Origin of the sequence: Planococcus beijingensis (genome assembly GCF_016820615.1) — a bacterium.
Classification (GTDB): Bacteria; Bacillota; Bacilli; order Bacillales_A; family Planococcaceae; genus Planococcus; species Planococcus notacanthi.
Map to the genome: position 1 here is coordinate 315,944 of NZ_JADHDZ010000004.1, position 24,665 is coordinate 340,608.

Here is a 24,665-nt window from a genome sequence, read left to right on the forward strand (position 1 = left end):
GGATGAAAATTTCTAAATCCATCTACTTATTCTTTCTGCCCGGGCTTTTCCTATATGCAGTTTTCTTTGTTTATCCGACAGTCAGCGCCTTGTTCTATTCGTTTACGGATTGGGATGGCCTAAGCTCGAGCTTCCAATTTGTCGGAATCGATAATTACGAGCGCGCCTTTACAGGAGATACCATTTTCCGGAAAACCATCGGAAACAACCTGAAATTCATGCTCGTGGTTGTTGTCTTCCAGACGCTCGTTGCACTGGCATTCGCCTTGATTGTCCTAAAAAATAACAAGACTACGGTTTTCTTGCGTGCCCTGTATTTCTTTCCGACCATCCTGTCGTCCGTTTCAGTAGCCTTTATCTGGTCGTTCATCTACGACCCCTCCCTTGGCATCCTGAATCAGACGCTGGAGCTCGTCGGCCTTGATTTCCTAGCACAAAACTGGCTCGGCAACTCAAATATCGCCATCTATTCCTTGGCAGTTACGCAAATTTGGTTCCACGCCGGGCAAATGCTCATCATTTTCGTGGCAGGATTGCAGGCGATTCCGGACGAACTTTACGAAGTGGCAAAAATCGAAGGCGCCACCAAATGGCAGACTTTCCGCAAAGTCACTTGGCCGTTGCTGGCTCCTTCTGCAACGATTGTTGTGGCCTACACCACTATCCAATCGTTCAAAGCATTCGACCTGGTTTTTGCGATGACCGGAGGCGGCCCCAATAACTCAACTGAAATTGTGGCTACTTACATTTTCGATATCGCCTTCAGAAGTTACCAATTCGGCTACGCTAGTGCGATCTCGGTCATCTTCATGATCATCATCGCCATCATTACGTTCCTGCAATTTAAAGCATTGCGTTCTGATAGGATTTCTTACTAGAAAAGCGAAGGCAGCCGTCAGTAGAAGCTAACCTAAGAACGCGACTTCCTGTCGCAACGGTTAGCTGACCCGCATCCTGGGGGCCTCCGACAAGCGCTGGAAGTCTTACCGGTAATGGCGTTCTTTGCCATTGCCGGTAAGACTGAAGCGACTCGAGGGGCTGGCTGCCGGAGTCTGGACATAGAAAAGCGGAAGCGCCCGTGTAGCTCTGACGGGCATAAGACAGACGAGCGAAATGGCATGTTTTCAGCCGCACAAACAGAGTGGCTTATGGCCCGAGAAACTTTTTTCTAAATTCTGCGTAAATGTTTTATCTTCTAAGCTTTAAGAAAGGAGGACAACAGCTTGTTCTTCCGTAGATTTTCTTTACTCATCTATGCGCTGCTAATTCTGGTTCCTTTGCTGATCGTCGTTTTGACTTCTTTGAAGACGATTCAGGAAACTTTTAGAAATCCACTTGGGTTGCCCGAGTCCGGCCTTCAGTTTGAGAATTATGCAGCGATTTTCCAGGAACAGACGATGGCCGGCTATTTTATGAACAGCACAATCGTCACCTTGTTTTCGGTGTCTTTGACGCTGTTCTTTGCTTCGATGATTGCCTATGGCATCACCCGCCTCAATAATTGGCTCGGCAATTTTTTGTTCATTTTGTTCACACTCGGCATGATGGTACCGGCACAAGTGAGTATGATTCCGCTCTATTCGCTGATGCTTGATCTCAGCCTGACCAATAGTTTACTGGGGCTCATTCTCGTCAATATCGCTACCACGTTGCCGATTGCGGTCTTTATTTTGACTGGATTCATGAAGACCTTGCCTAGGGAATTATTTGAAGCTTCTACCATAGACGGTGCCGGCAACTGGAAAATCTACACCAAGGTGGTGATTCCGTTGTCGCTGCCTTCCTTATCAGCTACAGCCATTTTCCTGTTTGTGATGCACTGGAACGACTTGCTCTATCCGTTGCTGTTCATCACCGATAACGCCTACAAGACCCTGCCGCTTGCTTTGCTGGAGTTCCAGGGCGAATACTCAACCAACTACCCGATGCTCTTTACAGGCGTCATTATCGCTTCAGCACCGATGGTCATCGCTTATGTTTTCTTGCAGCGTTATTTCGTTGCTGGTATGACAGCAGGCGCTGTCAAAGGCTGACAAAAAGGACGACACTGCTCTTAAATGAGCGGTGTCGTCCTTTTCGTTACCAAAATATCGGCTTGCCGACCATGAACCAGAGCATTAATAATAACAATAAAATATAAATCCACAACGAGCGGTTTAATTTTTTAACCAGCAACGTGTGATCTGCACCTCCGCCGAATTGGCGAAGAATCGGTGTAAAGGCACGGGCTAGGAAAAAGATCGATGCGACCATAACCGCCAGCGTGCACACAACCCATGAAGTCGACCACTGCCACGGCCCTTGCCAAATCAGCAGGATGCCTGTAGCAACGAGCACGTGTCCGGCATGTTTTACAAGCCGTGTAGCTGACTTAAACGTAATAATATGCGCGTCTAATACGTTGCCGCTTGCCGCCTCCATTCGTTTCACTAAAGGAAGCAAAACAAAAAATGGGCCGATCGACAAAACGGCACTTAAAATATGGGCATAGAGAACGAATGTGTACATGGGATACTTACTCTTCTACCAAATGGAACTCATGAACCCAAACTGTCATCTCCGGAAGCCAGGGCATTCCGGGATGGAAAGACAAGATGGATTGCTTGTATTCTTCGACCGTCGCATAGCCTTCCCGGATGATCATTTCGTCTGTCAATTCGCCAAGCGTTTGCTGATATACGTCATCCACCATAATCTTTTTATCATTCAATACCGTAGTCTCACCGATATCGGCATAACGGCCATTTCGGCGAGTAGCAGACTTCGTACCTGACAAGACTTTTTCTACATCCCGTTTGTTCGTTACCAGCTTTTCGATCGTGCAGGTTTTTGGCGGCAATTGCTGTGCATTTTCTTTTGTCATTCTTCTTCCACCTCTCAATGTTCCTTTTCTAAGTATAACGCTTTTTTTCTTTTATACTTACACCATAAAAAAATCGCCCTGTTTTTTCAGGGCGATGCTGGAAATTATTTTGCAAAGACATGTTTTCCGATTTTGGTGATGGTTGTACGCGAGAAAATCCACGTGTCCGTAACACCGCTCGGATTGTAATAATAAGTGGCTCCAAGTGAAGGATCCCAGCCCTTAACAGCCGCTTTTACTGCCTGGTAAGCTGTCGAGTTCGGTTTTAATCCATACTGCCCGTCGTTTACGGCAGTGAATGCATTACGCTGAAAAATCACATTGTATGTACTGTTGGGAAATAACGAAGAATCGATGCGGTTCAATATAACAGCCGCTACCGCAACTTGTCCTGTGTAATTTTCACCGCGCGCTTCTCCGTGTACAACACGCGCCATCATATCAACATCTGAAAGTTTCGCCCGTGTTAATGATCCAGTAAATCCTGTAGCCGGAACATTGAAATCACGCTGAAACTGAGTAACTGCATTTTTAGTTATCGATCCATAATAACCTGTTGGAGTTGTCTGGAAGTAACCTAACTTTTTCAAGGTGGACTGGAGTTCTGTTACGTCCTGTCCGGAAACTCCTTCATGCAGGTCTGGAGAATGTGCTTCTGCCGAGGTTTGAGAAAAACCTAAGAATAAAATCGTGAATAAGGCGAATATTGCTACTTTTAACTTCTTCATGCTTTCTCTCCCTTCTATTCCAAGAATCAACAAATGATTCCTTTTAATAGTATATAATTGGAATAGTAAGAATTCAATCCTTCGTAACTACTTGTTATTTAGTGAAAGAATAGCCAAAAGTAGTAGTTTATTGTTGTTTGATAAAAAAAGAGGCATTATCTTTTCTAAATATTAGGTATTTACACATAAAAAAATGAAACTAAAAAAGGCTGCTCGCTGCAGCCCTTTCAACCATGCTCATGCTCTTTCATAATGCAATTGGGCAAACTGGCCATACATTTTTACTTCTTTTAATAGTAAACGGAGTTCAAAATCGAATGTTTGAAACAAAGGAATACCTTTTCCAATCAATACAGGAGCAATTGAAATAATCCATTCGTCAACCAAATCCTCTTTTATGAATTCATGGAGCAGCTTGCTGCCTCCAATTACCCATATATCTTTTCCAGGTTTTTTTCTAAGGTCCTCCAAAAAGCTTGGGATCTCTTGGTTTGTAAATATCACGTTTGAATTTTCTTGAGGAGTTGAAGAAGTAAAGACATAGCTGGTTAATTCCTGATAAGGATAGTTGCCGTTTTCAGCTTCCATTACCCAATCATAAGTTCGGCGCCCCATAATGACCGTATCGATGTTTTCCATGAACTCAGCGTATCCAGCATCTCCGCCACCCTCCACTTCCGATTTGAACAGCCACTCGAGAGAATCATCTTCTGTCGCGATATAGCCATCAAGGCTTTCAGCGATGTAACAAACGACTTTCCTTTTGTTCTCCATACCCCTCTTCCTCCTTAAGTTTTAGATTTTATAAAGCTCTATCAAAAAATGGCCCCAGCACTTACATTGGGGCCACACGGTTATTTACTTTCCAATTCTGCCAGCTCTTTATGCGTTTGAGGAAATCCATTCGCCTGCCATTCAGAGCGAAAGGCAGAATCCAATTGGGTCAATCCGATTTCTGCATCATCCGTGTCGGCATTGACGCTTTCTTCAGTGTCTACCGTTGCACTGTTTCTCATATCGTTATCTTCGTAAACCCAGATCTTTTTAGATTTGTTCTTTTTGTAGACAGTCATTAAAAGAAAACTACTGGCCATAGCTGCTCCAGTATAAAAAAACTTTTTTGTCGTACTTTTTTTCATGGTTATCCCTCCGTTTGTCTTCAGCATTTCGAATTCGGCTTATTGTATTCACTTCCCTATTTACTGAAATTTTAACCCTGGCTGGCTATCGGTTGGGTTTCGACGCGGGAGAGTTTATTTGGTAAAGTGAAAGAAAGAAATAGACTGGAGGCGTTCAGATGAAGAAAATCGTTATTGTGTCAGATACACATGTTCCATTCCGCGCCAAGAAGTTGCCGCAAAAACTAGTGCATGCTTGTCAGGAAGCTGACTTTATTATCCATGCAGGCGATTGGCAAACGATGGATGTTTATCACGAGCTGGCAGCCTATGCAGACATCGATGGCGTCACCGGCAATGTCGATCCATGGGATATTCTCGACAAGTTCGGCCGCAAAAAGATTTTCACTTTCGGCGATTTAAAAATCGGCGTCGTTCATGGCGACAGTGACCGCAAACCTACAGAGAAGCAGGCATTCGATACCTTCGCTAATGATGACGTCGATATCATCGTTTTCGGGCATTCGCATACACCGATCATGCGTGAAGTTGAAGGCATTACTTTGTTCAACCCAGGTTCTCCAACCGATAAGCGCAGACAAGAACAATATTCCTTTGGCTTGCTCGAAATCGGCGATTCCTGGGAATTGAAACATGTATTTTTTGACAAAGAAAGTTAACTTGCGCAACTTATTTCCAAAAAATCAGACCTCCTCAACGAAGGTCTGATTTTTCTTTACATTCTTTTATCAAAACAAATCCTAACTGCTTTAAGGCCGATTCAAGATTAGCTTCGATCAAAACGCCTTTCAGCGCCGCCGCAAAATGCGGAACTTTTATTGCCATGAACGGCTGAATGCCTGTAATAACTGGCGTCACGCCAATTATTTTAAGAATATTCACGAGCTTCAGCAAGTATTCCCCTACGACAGTGTTGATTTGCAGAACCCCTGACACATCAATGATCAAATAGTCCATCGGTTCGTGGCTGCATTTTTCAAGTACATGCTCGATGATGACTTGCGCACGCGGAGCTGTAATTTCGCCGATTACCGGTACAATCGCCACTCCTTTTGTTACTGGGACGATCGGAGCTGTTAATGTCTGAATTTGGTGGTTCGCTTTTTCCAGTTCCAGTACATAGGTCAATAATGTCGACATCATTTCAAACGTATAGAGCTGCTCTTCAGAGAGCTTGTAATACTGATCGTCCAGTCCACATATTGTTCCGTAGACAGTGCCATCGTTGTAATACACCGGAACACCGACAAACGTTCCTTGTCCGTAATTCGCCGCAATGCCCATAGAACGTGTCAGCTCATTTTCAGAAACATCCTCAATCACTAAAGCCTTCGGGCCGTGATTGATGCTCAAACTGCAGAAGGAATGAGGGAGCGGCATGGAACTGCCTTCTTCAATTAATGCCTTATCGCTGTTGAGTGCTTTAATGATGTGATTGGTGATTCCGTCATTCTTCGCGATAAATAAGGAATTAATTCCGATCTGCTTGCTTAACAACTGAAGTATGTATGCCGCCGCTTCATCGAAGTTACTAAAATTACGCTCTTTTTGAGTGTTTTCCACCTTCATTCCCCCATCCGTTTTATTCAATCTATCTAGTGCAGTGAGCTAAATTCTAAAGCTATTACTATAGGAAAACGAATGCTTTTATTTATTTTTTATATCGATTAGGATTTCAGAAGTTATCCAACAAAAACCAGTTTATCTCAAATATGTATGAATACTACCTTAATTATACAGTTAAACCCCATTTGTATATATTTAATTTGTGTAACAAATATCTTGGCCGCTTTCTCATGGGTTCATCTTTGTTTCAAAACGGGTATATGCATAACAATAGCATGTGGAGGTGGGAATATGGCAAATGAATTGGATATTCTGGTGTTGGAACAATCCGATACCATGATTTATTTCAGATGGACAGCAACAGAGGACGTCTGCCGCGTTAAGAAAGAAGATCAAGTCGTTTATACCGGCACTCAAAATTTGTTCAAGGACGAAGGATTAAAGAAAGGCGAATTGTACACCTACACCATTGAACGACTGGATTCTTCAGGAAAATGGACCGATAAAATCAAGTTGCATACCGGAACGGAAAACCGAAAACAAGACAGCATCAACCGTCTTGAAGAAATTGTCTTGACGGCGATTGTTTCTGAAAACCGGATTTCTTTAGCATGGGGAGAAATTGAAGGCATTACTGAATTCGACATCTATCAGAATGGCACATTGGTCGAAACTGTGGAGAAAAACCAATACACGGACCGGCAAGTGCCAATGGACCAGGAATTCACTTATTGGATCCGTGGCAAACGCCCTGTCGCCGATGCCGAGGAAAGTTTTAGCAAGGAAAAATTTAAAGTAGCAAAAATCTTCGGTGCACTAGACTGGAATTCCTCACGGGATAAAGCGGCAATGGAAGATTTCTGGCTGACCAAAATAATTGCCCCACTGAATGAGTTATTGTCCGACAAAGAAAAGCCGAAAGCTTATCCGGTTTGGCACTTCCGCTATCATACGTTCCTGCCGGACCTGATATTGAAAAACCCGAACCTCTTGTCTCCTTTCCCATATTTCCAAGGAGATGGCCGAGACTTTGATCCTGACTCCCTTCATTACCGGACGCAGGTCAATTTCACGGTGGACTTGAAAGAAGAAGAGTCATCATTTGCCTACGATAAAGACGTCGGTCCGACGATTGGATACAATTGGCGTAAAAAGTTCAGCAAAGCGGATGTCGCCTCTGCTGAAGGAATCGAGTTGGAAAAGATAGAGGAAACGGGCCATAAAGTGTCCATCACTTTAAAACACAGCGTCGGCAATCCCATTACCACGTCACCGAATATCGATTACGAAGTATCCGCTGCCTTTTACCGGGATGGCACATATGACATCATTGGAATCCACGACCAATCACCAAACCACGAAGTGTATTTGAAGGACGGCGACGATGGCGAATGGATCGGAATTCACTTAACTGAAAGTGAAGGTCTTGCCTATATGGCCGGACCGATTGCCAGCCAATATTGGCGGATATCCAACTTCCATTAATATTGTTCCAATTCTTCTTGTATGCCCAAACAGACCCCGAAGCGGAGTTACTTCGCTTCGGGGTCTGTTTATATATGCTCTTCAAAACTTTAAGGGCGCTTGTGCTTTTCTTATTGTCCAGACTCCAGCGCCCAGCTCTTTGGGTCATAAGCCAACCCGTGTCCAGTTGCAGTGCCTAGCTCTTCGGGATGTAAACCACTCTGGCTATGCAGCTGAAAACATGCTGCTTCGCCAGAGCGTCTTACACCTGTCAAAGCTGGATAGGCACTTCCACTTTTCGTGCTGCGCGGCTGAAAACATGCCATTTCGCTGGTCTGTATTGTGCCCGGCAGAGCTACACGGGCGCTTCCGCTTTTCATTGTCCAGACTCCAGCGCCCAGCTCTTTGGGTCATAAGCCAACCCAGCTGTGCGGCTGAAAACATGCCACTTCGCTGGTCTGTCTTATGCCCGGCAGAGCTACACGGGCGCTTCCGCTTTTCTTATTTATCTAAAAATCGCTTGCGGATATGAGGCGGCGGCAACATGCAGCTGTCCAACTTGCCAAATACCTTGTAACGGTTTTTGGCTACTATATCATAAGCCCCGTCACGGATTGCGCGCGGGAATGGCTTCAGGTAATAGGCCAATTTCCAAAGCCCGGTCAAATGATTGGAAATCATTAAAGCACCCTCGGATTTTACGTAAGCCTGTCCGTCTTTTATCAAGACTACGCTATCCACATCATCCGGCACTTTGTATTTCTTGGAAAGTTCCTTTCCAATTTCACTTTGCAATGAAGCAAATTGATAATAGCCGGCAGGGTCATGATTTATAATAAACTGAACGCTTGAATCGCAAAAGTTACAATCTCCATCAAATAACACAATGGCGTGTTCCATATCTGTTTCCTCCTCCACCAAAAATAGTTCTGTTATCTAAATATCCTCTTTTTCCTTTATTGAAACACTTCGTTTGTCGAAACCGTTCCTTGATGGAAAAATAATTTCCAGCCACTTTCTCTTTTTTTCCAAACCGAACTGCGATTGGTCAACTTTCCCGTCTTTTGATTATGGATTTGATACGTAGTCAAAACAGCAGCCGGACCCAGCTCATGTACGGTAAAAGATTTTATTTTCATCGGATCCGGATTTAAGGGATGATCTTCGTTGTAGTGCGACCGTTTTATTAATCCGCCTGAACTGCCAAATTCATAAAATTCATCGTCCAGTATTTCGCCGAGCTTGTCTGTCGAAACCCTTACTTCCGGCTCCAGGTGGCTGGATTCCAATTCATAGAATTGCTCAGTTAATTTGTCCATATCCATTCTCCTCATCGCTCATTTCCCGGGAAATAAACCCCCTGACAATAAAGACAGGGGGCAAATTTTCGTTATTTTATTTGTCGTCTTTAAAGAAATCCTGCGGATCTTCATCAGGCTGATCCTGCGGGGTGTCAGAGGAGCCAAAGTCTTCTACATCTTCAAAGCTGTCCTGGTAATCACGGATGCCATCGTCTTCTTTCTTGACCGGCTGTCCTGTAGAAGCTTGCAGCACATCTTCTTCCGGCGGACGGCTTTCCAAATCGACCTCCTGATCTGCATGATCGATGCAGGTCAATGCGGTCGGCAATGCTTCAAGCCGCTCAAATGGTATTTCTTTGCCGCATACCGAACACTTGCCATACGTGCCGTCTTCAATTGCTGCCAAAGCCGTTTTCGCTTCTTCCAGCTCTTCTTCTTTAAACTGCGTCAACGCCATTCCACGTTCCTGGTCATACAGGTCGGTTGCGTTATCTGCAGGATGATTGTCATAATTCGAAAGTTCCGTTGTCTCAAACTCTTCATCTTGTTCCACGCGCTCTTCCAGCGATGCCACTTGTTCTTCCAATTGTTTTTTTAATTGCTTCAGTTGTTCATCCTTCATCCGATTTCCTCCTCAAAAAACTCACTTATCCTATATATTGCCTTTATCGGAGAAATCAAACCTGGAAGCAAACTGGTCGCTGCCAATCCGCAGCTCAATAATCATCGAAACGGTCGAGCAGACTCATCAAATAATCATCCAGCCGGTGGCGGACCAATTCATCTGATAAGCCTTTCATGCCAAAGGCTCTCCAGCCAGGATATACGACGGGGGAACCGTCCAATATGTCTGTCAGCGAAACAAGGTCCCAATACGGATCATAAGTAAATGCATTCCCGGCATGGCGCTGGTAAGCTGCCAAAAAATCATTGGCGACTGAAATTCCGTAAAGCTGCGCCAAGTTGACACGGCAATGGCCAACATCGATTCCCGCGGGCCCCCGGCAAGCATTTACCCAGTCTACGATAGCGCTGATTTCTTTGTTTTCCCACAGTACATTAGCGGGATGAAAATCCCTATGAATAAAACATTCCTGAGCTTCAGGGCGGCTTCCTGCCACAATATAAAAAACGCGCATCCAATCGTTCTGTCTCTTGGACCAGGTTGGCTTTTCCAATAAAAATGCGTTGTTATAGGAAAAATATTCATAAGGAAATCCCTCTGCCTTGGTTTGATGGAGTTTAGCTAAAGCAGCTGCCAAGCCATCCAGCCATTTTTCATCGTTGGACGGCTGCAATATGACAGCCCCCGACATTTTCGTCATCAAGACTGCCGGCAATCCGCTTTCTTCGCCAGTTTCATCGTAAGCAATTAAATGAGGGACCGGATGGCCAGCTTGTTCAGCGAATTGAAGGCTTTCCGCTTCGTGTTTTGCTAAATCAGGTTCTTTCTCCAACCAATCTATTTTATGGAAAAGCCGCAATACATACGAAAACGAAACGCCGTTTTCTTCGACAGCCAGTTCAAACAACATGGAAGAAGTTCCGCCTGTCAGCGGCTTGACGCCCGTAATTTCTGCAGTGTATCCAAGCTGTGTTTGTATCCATTGCAAAGCTTGCGCCTGCAATTCATTGCCATAACCTGCTGCCATCCTTACCGCTCCTTTCTGCCTACTATTTTAGCTCTAGTGTACCATGAACATCTAAGAGCCTCACTGTGAGATGAGGCAAATTGCCGAGAAAATCACATTTTCTATCACTACAAATACCCGCTATTCAGATCAGCCAGCCGACAAGATTCAAACTTTCAATGAATGATGCATTGACTCCGCCTTTTCAATTTGAATAGTTGCATGTTCGATTCCACAATGATCATGGACCAGCTTCAATGCCTTCTGAAGGACCTGCTGCTCATCAGTATCTTTCGCTACATCGATATGGCAAGTAAATAAATCCATGCCCGACGTAATCGTCCAAACGTGAAGATCATGGACATCCAAAACCCCTTCAATTTCAATAAGCAATGCCTTCACTTCTTGGGCATCGATGGTGTGGGGCGTTCCTTCCATCAAAATATGGAGGCTGTTCCGGATGATGCCCCAAGCACTCCGCAAAATCAGTAAAGCAACAACTACCGAAATGATGGGATCCGCCACCGTCCAGTCAAACAGAAGAATCAATATTCCAGCCACTATCGCACCGATTGAGCCCAATGCGTCTCCAATAACGTGCATATAAGCACTTTTCATGTTCAAGTTGCCATGGACATCTGCGTTGCGGTTCAGCACCCACGCACTCAATAGATTTGCCAGAAGGCCGATGGCAGCAATGATCAGCATCCAGCCGCCCTCTACTTCAGGTGGCTCAACAAAACGTCCAATGGCTTCATAGATGATCAATCCGGCGATGATAAATAGAGTTGCGCCATTGATAAAGGCGGTAATGATTTCAAAGCGGTAATACCCATAGGTTTTTTTAGCAGAAGCCGCTTTTCCGGAAAACCAGATAGCGGACAAGCTGAGCGCCAGCGAAACAGTGTCCGAAAGCATATGTCCACTGTCGGCAATCAACGCCAGGCTATTGGTCAAAAGGCCACCGAAAAATTCCAGCAGCATGATGCCGGCTGTGATGCCGAGCGCCAGAATCAATGCTTTTTTGTTGCCGCTCCTGGCTGTTTCAAAATGGTTATGGCTATGATCGTGTCCCATCTTACATTCGCCTCCGTCGTCTTGCTGCTATTTTACCAAAAACAGCCGTTTGACAACGAATAGCAAGTCTTATACGATAGGTTAGTAAAAGTAAATAACCCGGCGACGGGAGAGGTTCATAGCATTTCACCCTCTATAAAAAACTATGGATTGTCGAAACTCAGCCAAATCCACATGCGATTTGGCTTTTTCTTTTGTCCGTTTTTTATAGCCCTCTTTCAAGCCGGCCATCTAAAAGGAGGCCGTTTTCATGGCAGGAAGAAACGAAGACACACTTGGGCATCTATCATTGCTCGGCAATCAACAAACCAAGTACAAATTTGAGTACGATCCGGATATTCTCGAACCGATCGATAATCTGCATACCCGCGATTATTTTGTGAAGTTTAATTGTCCCGAATTCACGTCGCTTTGCCCCCAAACGGGACAGCCTGATTTCGCCACCATTTACTTGAGCTTCATCCCTGATAAAACATTGGTGGAAAGCAAATCATTGAAACTTTACCTATTTAGCTTCCGGAATCATGGGGATTTCCACGAGGATGTCGTCAACATCATCATGAATGATTTGATCAAATTGATGGCCCCCCGCTATATCGAAGTATGGGGAAAATTCACGCCGCGTGGCGGATTGTCCATCGATCCCTACACCAACTACGGAAAGCCAGGAACAAAATACGAAGAAATGGCATCGTACCGGATGATGAATCATGACATGAATCCTGAAACGATCACCAACCGGTAGGAGGCACCGAACATGTTGCTTTATTTGAACGGCGCCTTTGTTGGCTTATTGATCTTGTCGAATATTTTAGCAGTCAAATTGTTCAGCATCGGTGAATGGGCTGTATTGCCGGCCGCCGTCATCGTCTATGTCTTCACGTTTCCAATCACTGATACTATTGCAGAAGTATATGGCAAAGAAGCAGCACGGCAGACAGTCACCGCCGGTTTCGTCACGCAGCTTTGCGCATTGGCATTTATTTTCTTTGCCATCCATTTGCCTTCTGCTCCATTTTTTGCAGACCAGGCTTCGTTTGAAACCATTTTTTCTGCAGGTTTCCGTGTCACTTTGGCAAGCCTGGTCTCTTATTTCATCAGCCAGAACCTGGACGTCACCATTTTCCATAAATTGAAACAGCGTCATGGCGAGTCTAAACTATGGATACGCAATAACGCCTCAACGATGACCAGCCAATTGGTGGATACGACTATTTTCATCACCATTGCATTTTACGGAACCATGCCGACCAGCGCATTGCTCGGGATGATTGCTACGCAATACGTGTTTAAATGGCTAGTCGCTGCTGCCGATACGCCGCTGGTTTATTTATTGGTCAAATTCTGCAGACGTGAACTTCAGTCCGGCAAACAAATTTATAACCACCAAAAAACGGAAGCTCTCCACTAGAGCTTCCGTTTTTTACATGTCTATATTTATAATGGCGATCGCTTAGACTTTGGTACGTTCTTTCTGGCTACGACCTTTGACGCCCACTTTCACATCTGCCAGAACCATATCTGCGACAATCGGCAAATGATCAGAAACCGCTGTTTCAATAGCTGCTACTTGGACGACTTCTACATCATTGTCCGAAAAAATATAATCGATTCGCGTTGCTGGCCAAAAAACTTCTGTTGTCTCTTTGTCCACGTAAGGAGCAGGATATGTATAAGCATCCCCTCTCTTCATTTTCAGAAAAGCATCTCTAAACTGTTTGTTCAGCTTTTGCATGTGAACATTTGAAGATGGTGCGTTGAAATCTCCAGCGAGTACGCGCGGGAAACGGCTTTTCCCGGTAATCGCCAGAATTTCATCGATACTGACAGCCAATTCATTGTCCTTCAACGCCAAATGCGTATTGAAGACACTTAAGTAAATGCCATCTACTTCAATGACGGTCTCTAAAATTCCCCGCTGTTCGTTATTGCCGAACGGACAATAGACCTGTGTCAGCAGATGGTTCTCGACGTACTTGATCGGATACTTACTTAAAATCACATTGCCGTACTGGCGATTCGGGCGCTCTGAATCTTCAGCAGCAAAATTCATGTTGGCGCCATAGGCTGCATGCATATTCAATCTCTGGCTCAACCAATCTACTTGGTCCACAAACGAACTGCGGTCGGAAAAATAACGGTCAACCTCCTGTAAAGCGATGATTGTAGCACAGGAATCCTCAATGACTTCAGCGGTCTTCTCCAGATCTACTATTCCATCCATCCCTAATCCATGAGCAATGTTAAATGACATGACTTTCACAATCGGCGCTTTCTTTTTCGACCCTTGCATGCAAACCTCTCCTTTTCGTTTAAACCGAATCGTCGGTAGCAGCTTTAATTGGTTTCAGTATACCAAGCTGATAAGGATTAGCTATAACAGGGGTGTAAAGGTTTGTTAATAGTTTGTAAACCAGAAAAGCGGAAGCGCCCATGTAGCTCTGACGGGCATAAGACAGACCAGCGAAGTGGCGTTCTTTTGCCACACAGCTGGGTTGGCTTATGTCCCGAGGAGCTGGCCGACGAAGCTGGACATCAAGAAAAGCGGAGTCGGCCGTCTAGCTTATTACAGGTTTATGCACGGTTGAGAAAATATGCGCACGCTTCATTGGATTAATGCACGCTCGATAGAACTTGTGCATGCTAAAGCAACTTTGTGCACGTTCATTAAATCAAGACGAAAAAACACAGCCAACCCGATTCCGTCGGATTGGCTGTGTTTTGATGTTCACTGATTCTGCGCCGTGTAGGCAGCAATTGCATCCCTAAGGAACTGTGCGGCTCCCGGCTGTACTTTGTCATAGTATGCTGCAAACCGTCCGTCTGCCACATACATCTCCGCAAGCCCCATATGCGCTTCTTTGCTGTAGGATGGCCACGTAAACCCAAGCCATTGACGATGCAATTCAGCCGTTTGCTGCGCCAGCTCGCTCGACGGATCGCCTGTTTTGACTGCCTCTGCCAAACGGTCCAGCACCTGCTGTTCCAAGCCTTTGAATTCCTGGTACTTTTCTTCGCTCATGTTCAGCATTTTGGCATTGGATTGATCGACCACATCGTCGCCATATTTGGCGCGAATTTCGTCGCCGTATTGCTGTTCGTTGTCATCCACCAGCTTTTGTTTAAACCCTTCAAATTTCTCATTATCAGCCATGATGCTTTCTCCTCCTTTTGCGGAAATGGTTTTTTCCACATTGATGATCAAGAGGTCCAATTGCATGCGTTTGGCGAGAAGTTTTTCACGGTGCTCTTCCAAAGCTCGGGAACCGTTGAAACCGGGATCATTGACAATGTTCTTTATCTGTTCCAGCTCCAGCCCAAGTTCGCGGTAGAAAAGGATTTGCTGCAGCTTATCCACTTCCGGCTGGCCATAGATCCGGTACCCCGACGAACTTTTTCTTGCTGGCTTCAAGAGCCCGATTTCATCGTAATAACGCAAGGTTCTTGTGCTGATACCGGCCAAGTTCCCCAGTTTTTGCACGGTATATTCCATTTCTCCACCTCCTGATAAACCCACCATACACCTTGACGTTGCGTCAAGGTCAAGTGGTTCAGTCAAGTTAATTGCTGTTCAGCAAATTCGCGGTAAAGTGTGTGTGAAGCGGTCAGTTCCCGGTGTGTTCCGATTCCTGTCACATGCCCTTTTTCAATAAAAACAATTTTATCAGCATCGACAATCGTCGACAGCCGGTGGGCAATCACCAGCGTCGTCCGCCCTTCCATCAATCGGCTTAATGCCTGCTGCACAATCCCTTCTGATTGGCTGTCCAGGCTGGCTGTTGCTTCATCCATCATGAGGATTTTCGGATCACGCAGAAACGCTCGTGCGATGGCAATCCGTTGGCGTTGTCCGCCCGATAGCTTGACGCCGCGTTCTCCGACTTCCGTATCCAATCCGTCGGCAAAGCTGCGAATAAAATCTTCCGCATAAGCCATGCGAGCCACCCGCCAAAGTTCTTCGGCTGGAATCGTTTCTGAATCCGGCAGGCCATAGGTGAGGTTTTGCCGGATCGTGCCGCCCATCATGGCACTTTCCTGGGATACATAGCCGATCTGATCTCGCCAGGAAGCGATTGATATTTCATTGATGGGGATATTCCCAATAGAAATACGTCCGGATGAAGGTTCGTAAAATCGCTCGACCAAACCAAACACAGTGGTTTTTCCGCCGCCGCTTGGCCCCGCAAAGGCAATCATTTCCCCTGGCTGCGCTTCAAACGATACATCTTCTAGAACCTGTTCCCCTTTTTCATAGGCAAAACTTATTCCTTCCACCTGTAGCGTTTTTCCGGCAATATCCAGCGCGGGCTTCTGTTGCTGTTCTTCCAAAGGCAACTCTAAAATTCCAATGATTCGTTCAGTAGCGCCTTTGGCTTTTTGAAGCTCCGTAAAAAACCGGGCAAAGGTTGCCATCGGAACAATAATCTGAAAGAGATACAATAGAAACGCCACCAACGATCCCGTCGACATTTCGCCATTGGCCACACGGATCCCGCCATAGCCGATAATCGATACAATGACTACCATAACCACCAGGTACATCAAAGGCGCAATCAACGCATAGATTTTCGCTTCTTTCATACCAAGAGCAAATAACTTTTGAATGCCTTGTACCCCTTTGGTTTCTTCAATCTCTTCAGCTGTTGAAGATTTCATTAAACGGATTTCTCCTAAAGTCTGCTGGACATGACCTGTAAACTGAGCGGTTTCATCCTGCAGGTTACGTGAAATCTTGGCCATTTGGCGGCCTAGGGGAATCATCACAGCAATCGTCAGCGGTACCGACAGCATCATGACCAAGGTCATTTTCCAATCTAGAATGATTAAAATAATCACTGCCCCGATAATTGAAATAATTCCTGTGATGAAGGACGGGAAGTGGTCTGTGATTAAATTTCGGACGATCCCTGTATCATTCACCACACGGCTTACCGTTTCGCCGCTCGAGTGCTGATCGAAATAGCTGACACGCAAACGGATCAATTGTGCCCACATCCGTTCCCTCAATCCGGCTACCACACGTTGTCCGACCATGCTCAGCAAGTAAATCGAAACCCCGTTGATGACAGCCTGCACAATAAATGCCGCAGCGATTCCGATAATCAGCGGCACACTCAAAGATTCAAAGGAAAAGCCATCAACCAGGTTTTTTGTCAACAGCGGCACTACAAGGCCCACAAGTGTGGTGATCAAACTCGCAAGCAACCCGATTGTCAGCGCAAGCTTTGGAATCTTCAGTGACAACAGCAACGAAATGAATGGTTTCAGACCGGCGTCTTGATTTTTGTCTTTCTTCTTCATCTTTAAAGCCCCTATTCGTTTTGGGTTAAGTGAATTTAGCGTAAATGCATGTATCCGTTAACCTTTTGCCGTCTACTGATCGTTCATCGTTGTGCAAAACACCTTCCAGAACAAAGCCCAGTTTTTCTGGGATCGCTCGGCTTTTCCGGTTTTCTGCGTCACATTGAATTTCAAGGCGCTTGCATTTAAAAGTTGAGAAAGCCAATTCAGTCAACGCAGAAACCGCTTCTGCCATATAGCCTTTTCCAGTAGCTCTCGAATCCAGCCAATAGCCGATCTCCATTTTTGGCACATCCCATTCAATGGCATGGAAGCCAGTAGAGCCGATAAAGCTTCCTGTTTCTTTATCAAAAACCAGGTAACGCAAAACTTCCTTTTTTATAAAGTTCAAGTGCGCCTCCAGCTGATTGATTTCCGTGTCCTCCGGAGAAGGTTCCGCCTGCGCAAACCCAAGCCATGGCTTTAAGTCATCAAGTGAGGCCTGGATTGCTGCATTCACAACTTTTCCATCTCCAGGCATCGGCATCCGCAAAAGCAAACGCTCCGTTCTTATTGCTGTTGGCACTTCCGGCAAGTTTATCGTCATACAACATTCTCCTTTAGTAAATTTCTCTTTTATGATGCCGCAACTATCTTCCGGTCACGCGGCAGCCATAGGCCAACTATTCCAATAATCGGCAGGAACGAAACGACGATCATGGTTTCGTAGACGCCGATGGCATCCATTAAAATCCCAATGACCACTGCGCCGATTGCGCCCATCCCGAAGGCCAAACCAACCGTTAAACCAGCCATCGTGCCAATTTTGCTCGGCACAAGCTCTTGCGCGTAGACAACCGTAACGGAAAAACTCAGCATAATGAAAAAACCGATCAATGCCAGGAAAACCAGTACAGCGTATAGCGGAACATACGGCAGGAAAGCGGCCAGCGGAATCGGCACCAGAATGGAAAGAAGAATGACATTCTTCCGGCCGATTCTGTCCGCCATCGGACCTCCGAAAAAGGTGCCCGCTGCCCCGACGCCAAGGAACAGGAAGACATACAGTTGGCCCTGCTGGATTGTCAGCCCGTAAGATTCGATCAAATGGAATATGTAAAAGCTCGTCATATTGGTGACATAGAATGAACGGGCGAAAATAATGATCATCAAAAGCGCCAATGCAACACCCACTTGTTTTTTGGTCATCTCAGGCAATGAAGACAATAATACTTTCTTCACTTTCTGCAGTTTTTCCTTCTCCAGCTGCTGTTTATACCAAATGGAGATTTTCGATAGGATAAAAATGCCGAGCGCTGCAACAAAGAGGAACAAAGCTGCTCCTATCTGACCGAGTGGAACCAGGATGAATGCGCTGATCAATGGAGCCAGTGCCTGGCCAGAGTTCCCTCCAACCTGATAAATTGACTGCGACAAGCCGCGTTTGGAGCCAGCTGCCATATAGGAAACACGTGAACCTTCCGGATGGAAAACAGCAGAACCCAACCCCAGGAAAATGACCGAAACAAGAATCATCCAATATTCCGGCGCAAACGCCAAACCCGCAATTCCGAAAAATGAACTCGTCATGCCGAGCGGCAGCGCGTAGGGCATTGGTTTCTTGTCACTGATGAATCCCACAACCGGCTGGAGGACAGAGGCAACCATATTGAGCACAAACGCAATCAAACCCAATTGCGTAAACGTCAAGCCAAGGTCCGCTTCAAGTATCGGGAACATGGCAGGAATCACGGCTTGTAAAGAATCATTCAGCAAATGGCAGCCGCCAATCGCAAACATCACCGGATAAACAGGATTTCCGGCTAAAGAAGAAGAACTTATCGCTTTCGCCATGATGTGACCTCCAATGCAAATCTGTAAATTTCAATAGTTTCATTATAGAGGAGTTGAACGTCTTTCGATAACCCCAAATAAAAACACCTGCAGGAAAAACCTGCAGGTGTTTGGTGCCCGAGTTACATCAGCAATTACACAGTCGCTGTTTTCAACTGCTGCCAATTTTCAAGCCTTTTGTCTAAAATGAAATTGCCGAACGGCAAAAACGCTGAAGCGACGGCACCAACCGAGAAACGGAAAGGCCATCTGTAGATGAAGGTCATATAGACAGTCATCAAGATGTAGATGCTGAACAAAGCTCCATGGATCGGTCCGATGACACTGACGGCTTCCGGAAACTCAAAAAAGTATTTTAACGGCATGGCAATGAAAAGCAGAATCAATAGAGAGCTGCCTTCCAGCACGCCCATGAAACGAAATGTCCCTAACGCATTCTTAAACATTCACTATCCCTCACAATCTGCTTTTATTATAGAATTGCAGCAGATGACTGTACAGGGATTAAGGGAAGAAATGGAGAAGCGTTTCGCATCAACCGCAAATTTTCGTCACAAACACAAATCCCATTCTGGCTTTCTTAGCCCAACTTCACAAAAAGCACTTTCAGGTAATCGCCTTCTTTGAATTCCTTTTGCACACGGAAATCACTTGGCAAAGTGAATTCCTCAACGATGCTGTATTTCTTTCCAAGGTCTTTAAAGGCTTTATCGATAAACCCTTTGAATTTTTTCATTCCAAAAGAGGCACTGTTGGTCGAAGCAACGATGACGCCATTTCTTTCAGTAATGGCAATCGCTTCTTTCATTAAATTCGTATAGTCCTTGGAAGTGCTGAACGTGTATTTTTTTGAACGTGCAAAGCTTGGCGGATCCAAAATGACCACGTCGAACTTCAATTCTTTTCGTTTGGCGTATTTAAAATAATTGAACACGTCCATGACCAGGATGTCCTGTGTCTCAAAATCAATGCCATTGACACTGAATTGCTCGATCGTCTTGCTCGAACTTCTTTTCGCCAAATCGACACTCGTCGTTTTAGCAGCACCGCCAAGTGACGCCGCTACCGAAAAAGCACCGGTATACGAAAACGTATTAAGCACGGTCTTGCCTTTGGCATATTTCTGCCTGATGGTATTTCTGACATCCCGCTGGTCCAGGAATATGCCGGTCATCGCCCCATCGTTCAAGTAAACAGCAAAATTCACACCGTTTTCTTTGACGATCATCGGGAACTCCCCACGCTCGCCTGTCACGAAATCATCTTCTTCGATGTACTGGCCTTTTGTATCAAATCGCTTTTTCTGGTAAATGCCTTTGCATTCCGCGACATTCTGCAGCGCTGCAATGATCTCGTCTTTAAAGGTATAAACCCCTTCGCTATACCAGCTGAGCAAGTAAAAGCCGGCATAATAATCAATGATCAGTCCACCGAACCCATCGCCTTCACCGTTGAACACACGGAAAGCCGTCGTTTCCGGATTGCTGAAAAATGCTTGTCTGCGGCCGATAGCTGCCGCCAGCTTGCGTTCCATGAAATCCTGATCGATGGTTTCACTTTCATCACGCGTCAAGATCCAGCCAAAACCTTTGTTTTGCAGGCCGTAATAGCCTTTCGCCAAAAAGCGCCCTTGCTTATCGGTCAACTTTAAAATGCTTCCCTCGTTCTGCAAGGCTTCCGGATTCTCCAAGGCCTCTTTAGTGATCAAGGGGTAGCCTTTGGCATATTCCGCCTTGTATTTATCCGTTACTTTAATTGAAATTTCCGATTTCATCGTCTCTCATCCTATCTGTAAAACACCGTTTTGCTTTATAATTAGTGTATACGATAGCTGTCCTGATTCCCACCCTGGCCATGTGATTTTTCCAAAACTGCGCATAGGAGGGATTGCCATGAAGCAGAAGTTCCATGTCTACAATATTTTGTTGACAACAGGGGAATACTTGGAGAACATCCGCATTGAAGGGCCTCTTGAAGACCATTTTTCCGGTGTTGCTGTGAGCCTTTTTCCTGTAGAAGATATGGATGGAAAAACAATCGTTTTGAGCATTTTTCATATCGTCAAAGCAGATTTGATTCATGTGGAGGAATAACGTCATGTTTCTCCGCCTAAAAAAGCGTTTTGCACAAAATCTGCAAAACGCTTTTTTCCTATTCCTGAATCCAATCCCAGGCTTCGTTCATTTCATCCAGTTGAAAATGCTTGATTTCAAGTTTCGGAAGCAGGTTTTCCATTTTCGCTACATGGCCCGGCATATGCGCAGAACTGATGACAGCGAATTTATGGAATTGATTCCAGGCATCCATATTCACTTGCACACTTTGCTCAAGCCCTGTGAAAGGAATGCCGTCCGTTTCGTTTATAATGGCATAAATATTGAACTTTCCCTTATCGGCAAACTTTTCCTGAATGATTTTATTGATTTTCAATGCATCTTCCTTTGTAGCCGCCCCTTCAAATTCAATCGCAATGGTCTCAGTGTCTTTACTCGGTACAAATGATAACATAGTTCTCCTCCTCTGATTAATAGTGGAGCTGATCAGCCTTTGATCCAGTTCCAAGCCTGCTCGGCTTCATTCGCTTTAAAATGCTTTGCTTCAATGCCCGGCAACAAATCACCAAGATCGGTGATGGTGCCAAGCCAATTTTTTTCGCTGACAACAGCCAACTTATTGTACTGGCTCCAGCGCTTCATATCGATTTTCGCTTCTTCTATCAATGCGTTGATCGTCGGCACCTTCACTTGCCCAATCACGGCATAAGCATTGAAGGACTGGTCTTTAGAAAACCGTTCACTGATCTCCCGCTCTAGCTCTTCCAGATTTCCCTTGGTTATCGTTCCCTCAATTTTGAAAGCAATAGTCTGTGAATCCTGACTCGGAATGAATGTCAGCATCCTAATTCCTCCTCTTCCATTGGTATATCTGCTATTGCACTCCTTATTCCCTATTTGAAATCTGACAAACGAAAGGATAGAGGTATTTTGATGTCATTTACCGATATATTGCATAAAATATTTCATAGATAATCTGAATTGGTGTATAATGGCATTAAGAGATATTCATTCATTGGGAGGTTCCCAATCCCATTGCGTGTTCCCGTGTCATAAATTTTGCAGTAAAAAAGGAGAGCTTGCAATGCCTATTCCCGTAAATTATACGAAGCCTGTCCGCGTCTCAGCGAAGGAAAGCGCTTATCTTCAATTGCAGCAGTGGATCATCGATGGCACCTTACAACCCGAAGAAAAGTTGGTTGATACAGACTTGGCCCAGGCATTGAGTTTAAGCCGTACCCCTATCCGCGAAGCACTTCAATTATTGGAAGTTCAAGGATTTGTCGAGATGTTTCCCGGAAAAGCGACACGCGTCACGAATGTGAAAAAAGACGATCTCAAAAACTTATTGCCTCCCCTCGCTGTTCTGCAGGCACTTGCAGCAGAATTGGCCATTCCAAATCTTGATGAAGACACTTTCAACTTATTGGAAGAAACCAATGAGCGATTCATTAAAGCCATCGATAGCCAGGATGGATTTTCAGCTTTGAAAATTGATCAGGAGTTTCACCAAATCATCGTTGATACCGCTCAAAATCCATATATCCATACTATGCTTGGCAGCCTTCAATCACATGTCAGAAGACAGTTTTTTCATCACTCGCTGATGCTGACGAAAAGCTCATATGACGAGCATGTCCAGATTATCCAGACCTTAAAAGAGAAAGATCCGGAAAAAGTGACTCAGCTGATGAAATCCAATTGGATCCGGACCATCGAAGAATTGACTACCGAAAAAAGCTTTTAAATCAATTGAAAAAAGCTGTTACAAAAGCCTCTTCGCTTTTGTAACAGCTTTTTATATGGAAGCCGATCCGATTTTTGGAACGGCCTATAGCTATTGATATTAGGCGTTGTGTTGAGCAACTTGAACTTTCACTTCTTTTTTGCTGCGTGCGATTACGGTGGTGATGGCAATGACGATCAACGCTGGCAAGAACCAGCCAAGCCCTTTGTCGTAAAGAGGCAGGACCCCGGCATAGAAGTCAATTACTGATTGAAGCAAAGCGGGATTATCGACTCCCAACGAAGAAGTTAGGGTTTTGAATCCATCAACGATGCTGATAAAGAATGTGACAACGATTGTCGATACGTAAACTAACTGAGCATGTCTGAATAATGGCGACAAGAAAGCCAGGATGATCAAGACAATTGCCAGTGGATAAAGGAACATCAATACTGGGATTGAATAAGTGATGATATTCGAAAGCCCAGCATTAGTAACAACTAACGAAAAGACAGAGAAAATCACAACATACGTTTTATAGCTGATGGAAGGCGTCAACTTATGGAAAAACTCCGAGTTAGCAACAGTTAAGCCGATAGCAGTTGTCAAACATGCCAGAATGATAATGACGGCCAATAGACTGGAACCGAAATTACCGAAATAATGGCCCGAAGCGCCGCTTAAAACAGGTCCCCCTGTTTCCATCAGCCCTAAAGTTGCCGTACTTGTTGAACCGAGCAGAGCAATTCCTGTGTAGACGATGGCCAAAAGAGCAGCAGCTACAACCCCACTTTTTAAAGTCGCGGCTAAGACGCCTTTAGGCGAATTCACACCCAATTTACGGACTGCAGAAATGACAATGATCCCGAAAACCAAGGAAGCGAGTGCGTCCATCGTGTTATAGCCTTCAGTGAAGCCTGTAAAGAAGGCATCGTTTGCATAAGCCGGCTGAGGAGCTTCTTTAGCTCCCATCGGATTAACGAACGATGTAACCAATAAAACACCCAAGGTCACAAGAATCGCAGGCGAAAGGATCTTGCCGATGCTGTCGACCATTTTTGACGGATTCAATGATACGAGCAATGATATTGCAAAGAAGACTAAAGAAAAGACCAATAAAGCAATTGCGGCATTTCCTTCTCCAACAAACGGTGCAATTCCAACTTCATATGAAACAGCGCCTGTTCTTGGCAAAGCGAAGAAGGGTCCGATCGTTAAGTAAAGCATTGCCGTAAAGACCAACCCATAGACAGGGTGAACACGGCTTGAAAGATCTTGTAAGTCATTACTTTTCGAGTAACCGATCGCTAATATACCTAGCAATGGCAGACCGACACCTGTAATCAGAAATCCGAATATCGCGATCCAGACGTTTGTTCCTGCGTATTGTCCAAGCTGCGCGGGAAAGATTAAGTTTCCTGCTCCAAAAAACAGCGCAAACAACATCATCCCTACAACTGCATATGATTTAAACGACAATTTACTATCCATTCCTATTTCCTCCTAAATTCTAAATCCGTTGGCTCGTGTACTTGTATCTATAATTTTAGTATAATACATTCTCTTTTAAAAAAATGTATGCGATATATTGCATAAAGTAATAATACAACAATTAGCTTAAAATGCAAGCATTATAATCAAAGATTTTTTTAAATTCTGTCTATTTCGAATTCCGGAGTTAAATGGTTATTTTTTCAATATAGTATATATACTTAAGCGTGCATAAAAAACCGCACAGATTGAAATGCTCCTGTGCGGCGTGCAATTACTGGTACAACAATTGAGAAAGAGATAATGTCATGCCACATCTACAAATAAGGTAGTTCCGGTGACATAAGCAGTTTTATCAGAAACAAGCCAAGAAACTGCTGCAACGATGTTTTCCGGTTTTTTCATCGGGATTTTCTGAAGCGCCTTCCTTTTTCTTCCACACCCTGTTCTTGTGTAGGTTTCCCCGATTCCGTGATGATTCCAGGCGCGAT

29 protein-coding genes and 1 riboswitch are annotated in these 24,665 nt (G+C 44.8%); of the genes, 8 read left to right on the top strand and 21 right to left on the bottom strand.

Annotated features, from left to right (window positions below):
- Window positions 1-2 precede the first annotated feature (2 nt).
- Window positions 3-878: a carbohydrate ABC transporter permease gene (locus tag IRE19_RS12550; protein WP_191715210.1), complete on the top strand. Its 876-nt coding sequence runs from the start codon at window positions 3-5 to the stop codon at window positions 876-878.
- 345 nt (window positions 879-1,223) lie between these two features.
- Entirely contained in the window at window positions 1,224-2,033 is an 810-nt protein-coding gene (locus tag IRE19_RS12555) for a carbohydrate ABC transporter permease (RefSeq protein WP_203340646.1), read from the top strand.
- A gap of 46 nt (window positions 2,034-2,079) precedes the next feature.
- On the opposite strand, the gene IRE19_RS12560 is transcribed toward IRE19_RS12555, so the two are convergent.
- The 5 genes from IRE19_RS12560 to IRE19_RS12580 form a co-directional block, all read right to left on the bottom strand.
- Complete coding sequence (locus IRE19_RS12560) at window positions 2,080-2,508, bottom strand: hypothetical protein (protein WP_203340647.1); 429 nt, start codon at window positions 2,506-2,508, stop codon at window positions 2,080-2,082.
- A 7-nt stretch (window positions 2,509-2,515) separates the two neighbouring features.
- Window positions 2,516-2,863 (bottom strand): ASCH domain-containing protein, encoded by a 348-nt coding sequence (locus IRE19_RS12565; RefSeq protein WP_191715207.1) that lies wholly within the window; start codon window positions 2,861-2,863, stop codon window positions 2,516-2,518.
- Window positions 2,864-2,967: 104 nt separating this feature from the next.
- Window positions 2,968-3,591, bottom strand: coding sequence for a cell wall hydrolase (locus IRE19_RS12570; protein WP_203340648.1), 624 nt, complete (start codon window positions 3,589-3,591; stop codon window positions 2,968-2,970).
- Window positions 3,592-3,828: 237 nt separating this feature from the next.
- On the bottom strand, window positions 3,829-4,365 hold the full coding sequence (locus tag IRE19_RS12575) for a dihydrofolate reductase family protein (RefSeq protein WP_203340649.1): 537 nt from the start codon (window positions 4,363-4,365) through the stop codon (window positions 3,829-3,831).
- An 80-nt stretch (window positions 4,366-4,445) separates the two neighbouring features.
- Window positions 4,446-4,730 carry a hypothetical protein gene (locus IRE19_RS12580; RefSeq protein ID WP_191715204.1) on the bottom strand — a complete coding sequence of 95 codons (285 nt, stop codon included), beginning with the start codon at window positions 4,728-4,730 and terminating at the stop codon, window positions 4,446-4,448.
- 158 nt (window positions 4,731-4,888) lie between these two features.
- Between IRE19_RS12580 and IRE19_RS12585 the strand changes: the two genes are divergently transcribed.
- Window positions 4,889-5,389 carry a metallophosphoesterase family protein gene (locus tag IRE19_RS12585; RefSeq protein WP_203340650.1) on the top strand — a complete coding sequence of 167 codons (501 nt, stop codon included), beginning with the start codon at window positions 4,889-4,891 and terminating at the stop codon, window positions 5,387-5,389.
- Window positions 5,390-5,423: 34 nt separating this feature from the next.
- On the opposite strand, the gene IRE19_RS12590 is transcribed toward IRE19_RS12585, so the two are convergent.
- A complete protein-coding gene (locus IRE19_RS12590; protein ID WP_203340651.1) occupies window positions 5,424-6,299 on the bottom strand; it encodes an STAS domain-containing protein in 876 nt (291 codons plus the stop codon).
- 288 nt (window positions 6,300-6,587) lie between these two features.
- On the opposite strand from IRE19_RS12590, the gene IRE19_RS12595 reads away from it, so the two are divergent.
- On the top strand, window positions 6,588-7,781 hold the full coding sequence (locus tag IRE19_RS12595; protein ID WP_203340652.1) for a DUF3238 domain-containing protein: 1,194 nt from the start codon (window positions 6,588-6,590) through the stop codon (window positions 7,779-7,781).
- A gap of 480 nt (window positions 7,782-8,261) precedes the next feature.
- Here the strand turns inward: IRE19_RS12595 and IRE19_RS12600 are convergent, their stop codons facing one another.
- The 5 genes from IRE19_RS12600 to IRE19_RS12620 all read right to left on the bottom strand — a co-directional run bounded on the left by IRE19_RS12600 (window position 8,262) and on the right by IRE19_RS12620 (window position 11,769).
- The gene (locus IRE19_RS12600; RefSeq protein ID WP_203340653.1) at window positions 8,262-8,660 is read right to left on the bottom strand and encodes a thiol-disulfide oxidoreductase DCC family protein; all 399 of its coding nucleotides are present in this window, start codon (window positions 8,658-8,660) and stop codon (window positions 8,262-8,264) included.
- A gap of 56 nt (window positions 8,661-8,716) precedes the next feature.
- Window positions 8,717-9,079, bottom strand: coding sequence for a nuclear transport factor 2 family protein (locus IRE19_RS12605; RefSeq protein ID WP_203340654.1), 363 nt, complete (start codon window positions 9,077-9,079; stop codon window positions 8,717-8,719).
- A 76-nt stretch (window positions 9,080-9,155) separates the two neighbouring features.
- Entirely contained in the window at window positions 9,156-9,683 is a 528-nt protein-coding gene (locus IRE19_RS12610; protein WP_191715198.1) for a TraR/DksA C4-type zinc finger protein, read from the bottom strand.
- A 94-nt stretch (window positions 9,684-9,777) separates the two neighbouring features.
- On the bottom strand, window positions 9,778-10,713 hold the full coding sequence (locus IRE19_RS12615; protein WP_203340655.1) for a phosphotransferase family protein: 936 nt from the start codon (window positions 10,711-10,713) through the stop codon (window positions 9,778-9,780).
- Window positions 10,714-10,860: 147 nt separating this feature from the next.
- Window positions 10,861-11,769 carry a cation diffusion facilitator family transporter gene (locus tag IRE19_RS12620; protein ID WP_191715196.1) on the bottom strand — a complete coding sequence of 303 codons (909 nt, stop codon included), beginning with the start codon at window positions 11,767-11,769 and terminating at the stop codon, window positions 10,861-10,863.
- A gap of 105 nt (window positions 11,770-11,874) precedes the next feature.
- Window positions 11,875-11,922, top strand: a riboswitch (PreQ1 riboswitch).
- 97 nt (window positions 11,923-12,019) lie between these two features.
- Here IRE19_RS12620 and queF point away from each other — a divergent pair.
- Both queF and IRE19_RS12630 read left to right on the top strand, forming a co-directional pair.
- Window positions 12,020-12,514: a preQ(1) synthase gene (gene queF / locus IRE19_RS12625; RefSeq protein ID WP_203340656.1), complete on the top strand. Its 495-nt coding sequence runs from the start codon at window positions 12,020-12,022 to the stop codon at window positions 12,512-12,514.
- A gap of 12 nt (window positions 12,515-12,526) precedes the next feature.
- Window positions 12,527-13,180 carry a queuosine precursor transporter gene (locus IRE19_RS12630; RefSeq protein WP_203340657.1) on the top strand — a complete coding sequence of 218 codons (654 nt, stop codon included), beginning with the start codon at window positions 12,527-12,529 and terminating at the stop codon, window positions 13,178-13,180.
- Between the two features lie 42 nt (window positions 13,181-13,222).
- On the opposite strand, the gene IRE19_RS12635 is transcribed toward IRE19_RS12630, so the two are convergent.
- The 7 genes from IRE19_RS12635 to IRE19_RS12665 form a co-directional block, all read right to left on the bottom strand.
- Window positions 13,223-14,062 (bottom strand): endonuclease/exonuclease/phosphatase family protein, encoded by an 840-nt coding sequence (locus IRE19_RS12635; RefSeq protein WP_203340658.1) that lies wholly within the window; start codon window positions 14,060-14,062, stop codon window positions 13,223-13,225.
- A 435-nt stretch (window positions 14,063-14,497) separates the two neighbouring features.
- Entirely contained in the window at window positions 14,498-15,262 is a 765-nt protein-coding gene (locus IRE19_RS12640; protein ID WP_203340659.1) for a MerR family transcriptional regulator, read from the bottom strand.
- 62 nt (window positions 15,263-15,324) lie between these two features.
- A complete protein-coding gene (locus IRE19_RS12645; protein ID WP_203340660.1) occupies window positions 15,325-17,070 on the bottom strand; it encodes an ABC transporter ATP-binding protein in 1,746 nt (581 codons plus the stop codon).
- Between the two features lie 25 nt (window positions 17,071-17,095).
- A complete protein-coding gene (locus IRE19_RS12650) occupies window positions 17,096-17,656 on the bottom strand; it encodes a GNAT family N-acetyltransferase (RefSeq protein WP_203340661.1) in 561 nt (186 codons plus the stop codon).
- A 29-nt stretch (window positions 17,657-17,685) separates the two neighbouring features.
- Window positions 17,686-18,903 (bottom strand): MFS transporter, encoded by a 1,218-nt coding sequence (locus tag IRE19_RS12655; RefSeq protein WP_203340662.1) that lies wholly within the window; start codon window positions 18,901-18,903, stop codon window positions 17,686-17,688.
- A gap of 134 nt (window positions 18,904-19,037) precedes the next feature.
- Window positions 19,038-19,349: a DUF3817 domain-containing protein gene (locus IRE19_RS12660; RefSeq protein WP_203340663.1), complete on the bottom strand. Its 312-nt coding sequence runs from the start codon at window positions 19,347-19,349 to the stop codon at window positions 19,038-19,040.
- Window positions 19,350-19,483: 134 nt separating this feature from the next.
- On the bottom strand, window positions 19,484-20,677 hold the full coding sequence (locus tag IRE19_RS12665) for a class I SAM-dependent rRNA methyltransferase (protein ID WP_191715187.1): 1,194 nt from the start codon (window positions 20,675-20,677) through the stop codon (window positions 19,484-19,486).
- A 118-nt stretch (window positions 20,678-20,795) separates the two neighbouring features.
- On the opposite strand from IRE19_RS12665, the gene IRE19_RS12670 reads away from it, so the two are divergent.
- A complete protein-coding gene (locus IRE19_RS12670) occupies window positions 20,796-20,996 on the top strand; it encodes a hypothetical protein (protein ID WP_203340664.1) in 201 nt (66 codons plus the stop codon).
- A 58-nt stretch (window positions 20,997-21,054) separates the two neighbouring features.
- On the opposite strand, the gene IRE19_RS12675 is transcribed toward IRE19_RS12670, so the two are convergent.
- Both IRE19_RS12675 and IRE19_RS12680 read right to left on the bottom strand, forming a co-directional pair.
- Window positions 21,055-21,411, bottom strand: a complete 357-nt coding sequence (locus tag IRE19_RS12675) for a SpoIIAA family protein (RefSeq protein ID WP_203340665.1) — start codon at window positions 21,409-21,411, stop codon at window positions 21,055-21,057.
- A gap of 32 nt (window positions 21,412-21,443) precedes the next feature.
- Entirely contained in the window at window positions 21,444-21,800 is a 357-nt protein-coding gene (locus tag IRE19_RS12680; protein WP_203340666.1) for a SpoIIAA family protein, read from the bottom strand.
- Window positions 21,801-22,041: 241 nt separating this feature from the next.
- Here IRE19_RS12680 and IRE19_RS12685 point away from each other — a divergent pair, with 241 nt between their 5' ends.
- Window positions 22,042-22,704 (top strand): GntR family transcriptional regulator, encoded by a 663-nt coding sequence (locus IRE19_RS12685; protein WP_191715183.1) that lies wholly within the window; start codon window positions 22,042-22,044, stop codon window positions 22,702-22,704.
- A gap of 99 nt (window positions 22,705-22,803) precedes the next feature.
- Here the strand turns inward: IRE19_RS12685 and brnQ are convergent, their stop codons facing one another.
- Window positions 22,804-24,174, bottom strand: coding sequence for a branched-chain amino acid transport system II carrier protein (gene brnQ / locus IRE19_RS12690; RefSeq protein ID WP_203340667.1), 1,371 nt, complete (start codon window positions 24,172-24,174; stop codon window positions 22,804-22,806).
- Between the last annotated feature and the right edge of the window lie 491 nt (window positions 24,175-24,665).

Coding starts and splice junctions, on each gene's coding strand:
- IRE19_RS12550 (WP_191715210.1), top strand. CDS start 3: ATGAAAATTTCTAAATCCATCTACTTATTCTTTCTGCCCGGGCTTTTC.
- IRE19_RS12560 (WP_203340647.1), bottom strand. CDS start 2,508: ATGTACACATTCGTTCTCTATGCCCATATTTTAAGTGCCGTTTTGTCG.
- IRE19_RS12565 (WP_191715207.1), bottom strand. CDS start 2,863: ATGACAAAAGAAAATGCACAGCAATTGCCGCCAAAAACCTGCACGATC.
- IRE19_RS12570 (WP_203340648.1), bottom strand. CDS start 3,591: ATGAAGAAGTTAAAAGTAGCAATATTCGCCTTATTCACGATTTTATTC.
- IRE19_RS12575 (WP_203340649.1), bottom strand. CDS start 4,365: ATGGAGAACAAAAGGAAAGTCGTTTGTTACATCGCTGAAAGCCTTGAT.
- IRE19_RS12580 (WP_191715204.1), bottom strand. CDS start 4,730: ATGAAAAAAAGTACGACAAAAAAGTTTTTTTATACTGGAGCAGCTATG.
- IRE19_RS12585 (WP_203340650.1), top strand. CDS start 4,889: ATGAAGAAAATCGTTATTGTGTCAGATACACATGTTCCATTCCGCGCC.
- IRE19_RS12590 (WP_203340651.1), bottom strand. CDS start 6,299: ATGAAGGTGGAAAACACTCAAAAAGAGCGTAATTTTAGTAACTTCGAT.
- IRE19_RS12595 (WP_203340652.1), top strand. CDS start 6,588: ATGGCAAATGAATTGGATATTCTGGTGTTGGAACAATCCGATACCATG.
- IRE19_RS12600 (WP_203340653.1), bottom strand. CDS start 8,660: ATGGAACACGCCATTGTGTTATTTGATGGAGATTGTAACTTTTGCGAT.
- IRE19_RS12605 (WP_203340654.1), bottom strand. CDS start 9,079: ATGGACAAATTAACTGAGCAATTCTATGAATTGGAATCCAGCCACCTG.
- IRE19_RS12610 (WP_191715198.1), bottom strand. CDS start 9,683: ATGAAGGATGAACAACTGAAGCAATTAAAAAAACAATTGGAAGAACAA.
- IRE19_RS12615 (WP_203340655.1), bottom strand. CDS start 10,713: ATGGCAGCAGGTTATGGCAATGAATTGCAGGCGCAAGCTTTGCAATGG.
- IRE19_RS12620 (WP_191715196.1), bottom strand. CDS start 11,769: ATGGGACACGATCATAGCCATAACCATTTTGAAACAGCCAGGAGCGGC.
- queF (WP_203340656.1), top strand. CDS start 12,020: ATGGCAGGAAGAAACGAAGACACACTTGGGCATCTATCATTGCTCGGC.
- IRE19_RS12630 (WP_203340657.1), top strand. CDS start 12,527: ATGTTGCTTTATTTGAACGGCGCCTTTGTTGGCTTATTGATCTTGTCG.
- IRE19_RS12635 (WP_203340658.1), bottom strand. CDS start 14,062: ATGCAAGGGTCGAAAAAGAAAGCGCCGATTGTGAAAGTCATGTCATTT.
- IRE19_RS12640 (WP_203340659.1), bottom strand. CDS start 15,262: ATGGAATATACCGTGCAAAAACTGGGGAACTTGGCCGGTATCAGCACA.
- IRE19_RS12645 (WP_203340660.1), bottom strand. CDS start 17,070: ATGAAGAAGAAAGACAAAAATCAAGACGCCGGTCTGAAACCATTCATT.
- IRE19_RS12650 (WP_203340661.1), bottom strand. CDS start 17,656: ATGACGATAAACTTGCCGGAAGTGCCAACAGCAATAAGAACGGAGCGT.
- IRE19_RS12655 (WP_203340662.1), bottom strand. CDS start 18,903: ATGGCGAAAGCGATAAGTTCTTCTTCTTTAGCCGGAAATCCTGTTTAT.
- IRE19_RS12660 (WP_203340663.1), bottom strand. CDS start 19,349: ATGTTTAAGAATGCGTTAGGGACATTTCGTTTCATGGGCGTGCTGGAA.
- IRE19_RS12665 (WP_191715187.1), bottom strand. CDS start 20,677: ATGAAATCGGAAATTTCAATTAAAGTAACGGATAAATACAAGGCGGAA.
- IRE19_RS12670 (WP_203340664.1), top strand. CDS start 20,796: ATGAAGCAGAAGTTCCATGTCTACAATATTTTGTTGACAACAGGGGAA.
- IRE19_RS12675 (WP_203340665.1), bottom strand. CDS start 21,411: ATGTTATCATTTGTACCGAGTAAAGACACTGAGACCATTGCGATTGAA.
- IRE19_RS12680 (WP_203340666.1), bottom strand. CDS start 21,800: ATGCTGACATTCATTCCGAGTCAGGATTCACAGACTATTGCTTTCAAA.
- IRE19_RS12685 (WP_191715183.1), top strand. CDS start 22,042: ATGCCTATTCCCGTAAATTATACGAAGCCTGTCCGCGTCTCAGCGAAG.
- brnQ (WP_203340667.1), bottom strand. CDS start 24,174: ATGGATAGTAAATTGTCGTTTAAATCATATGCAGTTGTAGGGATGATG.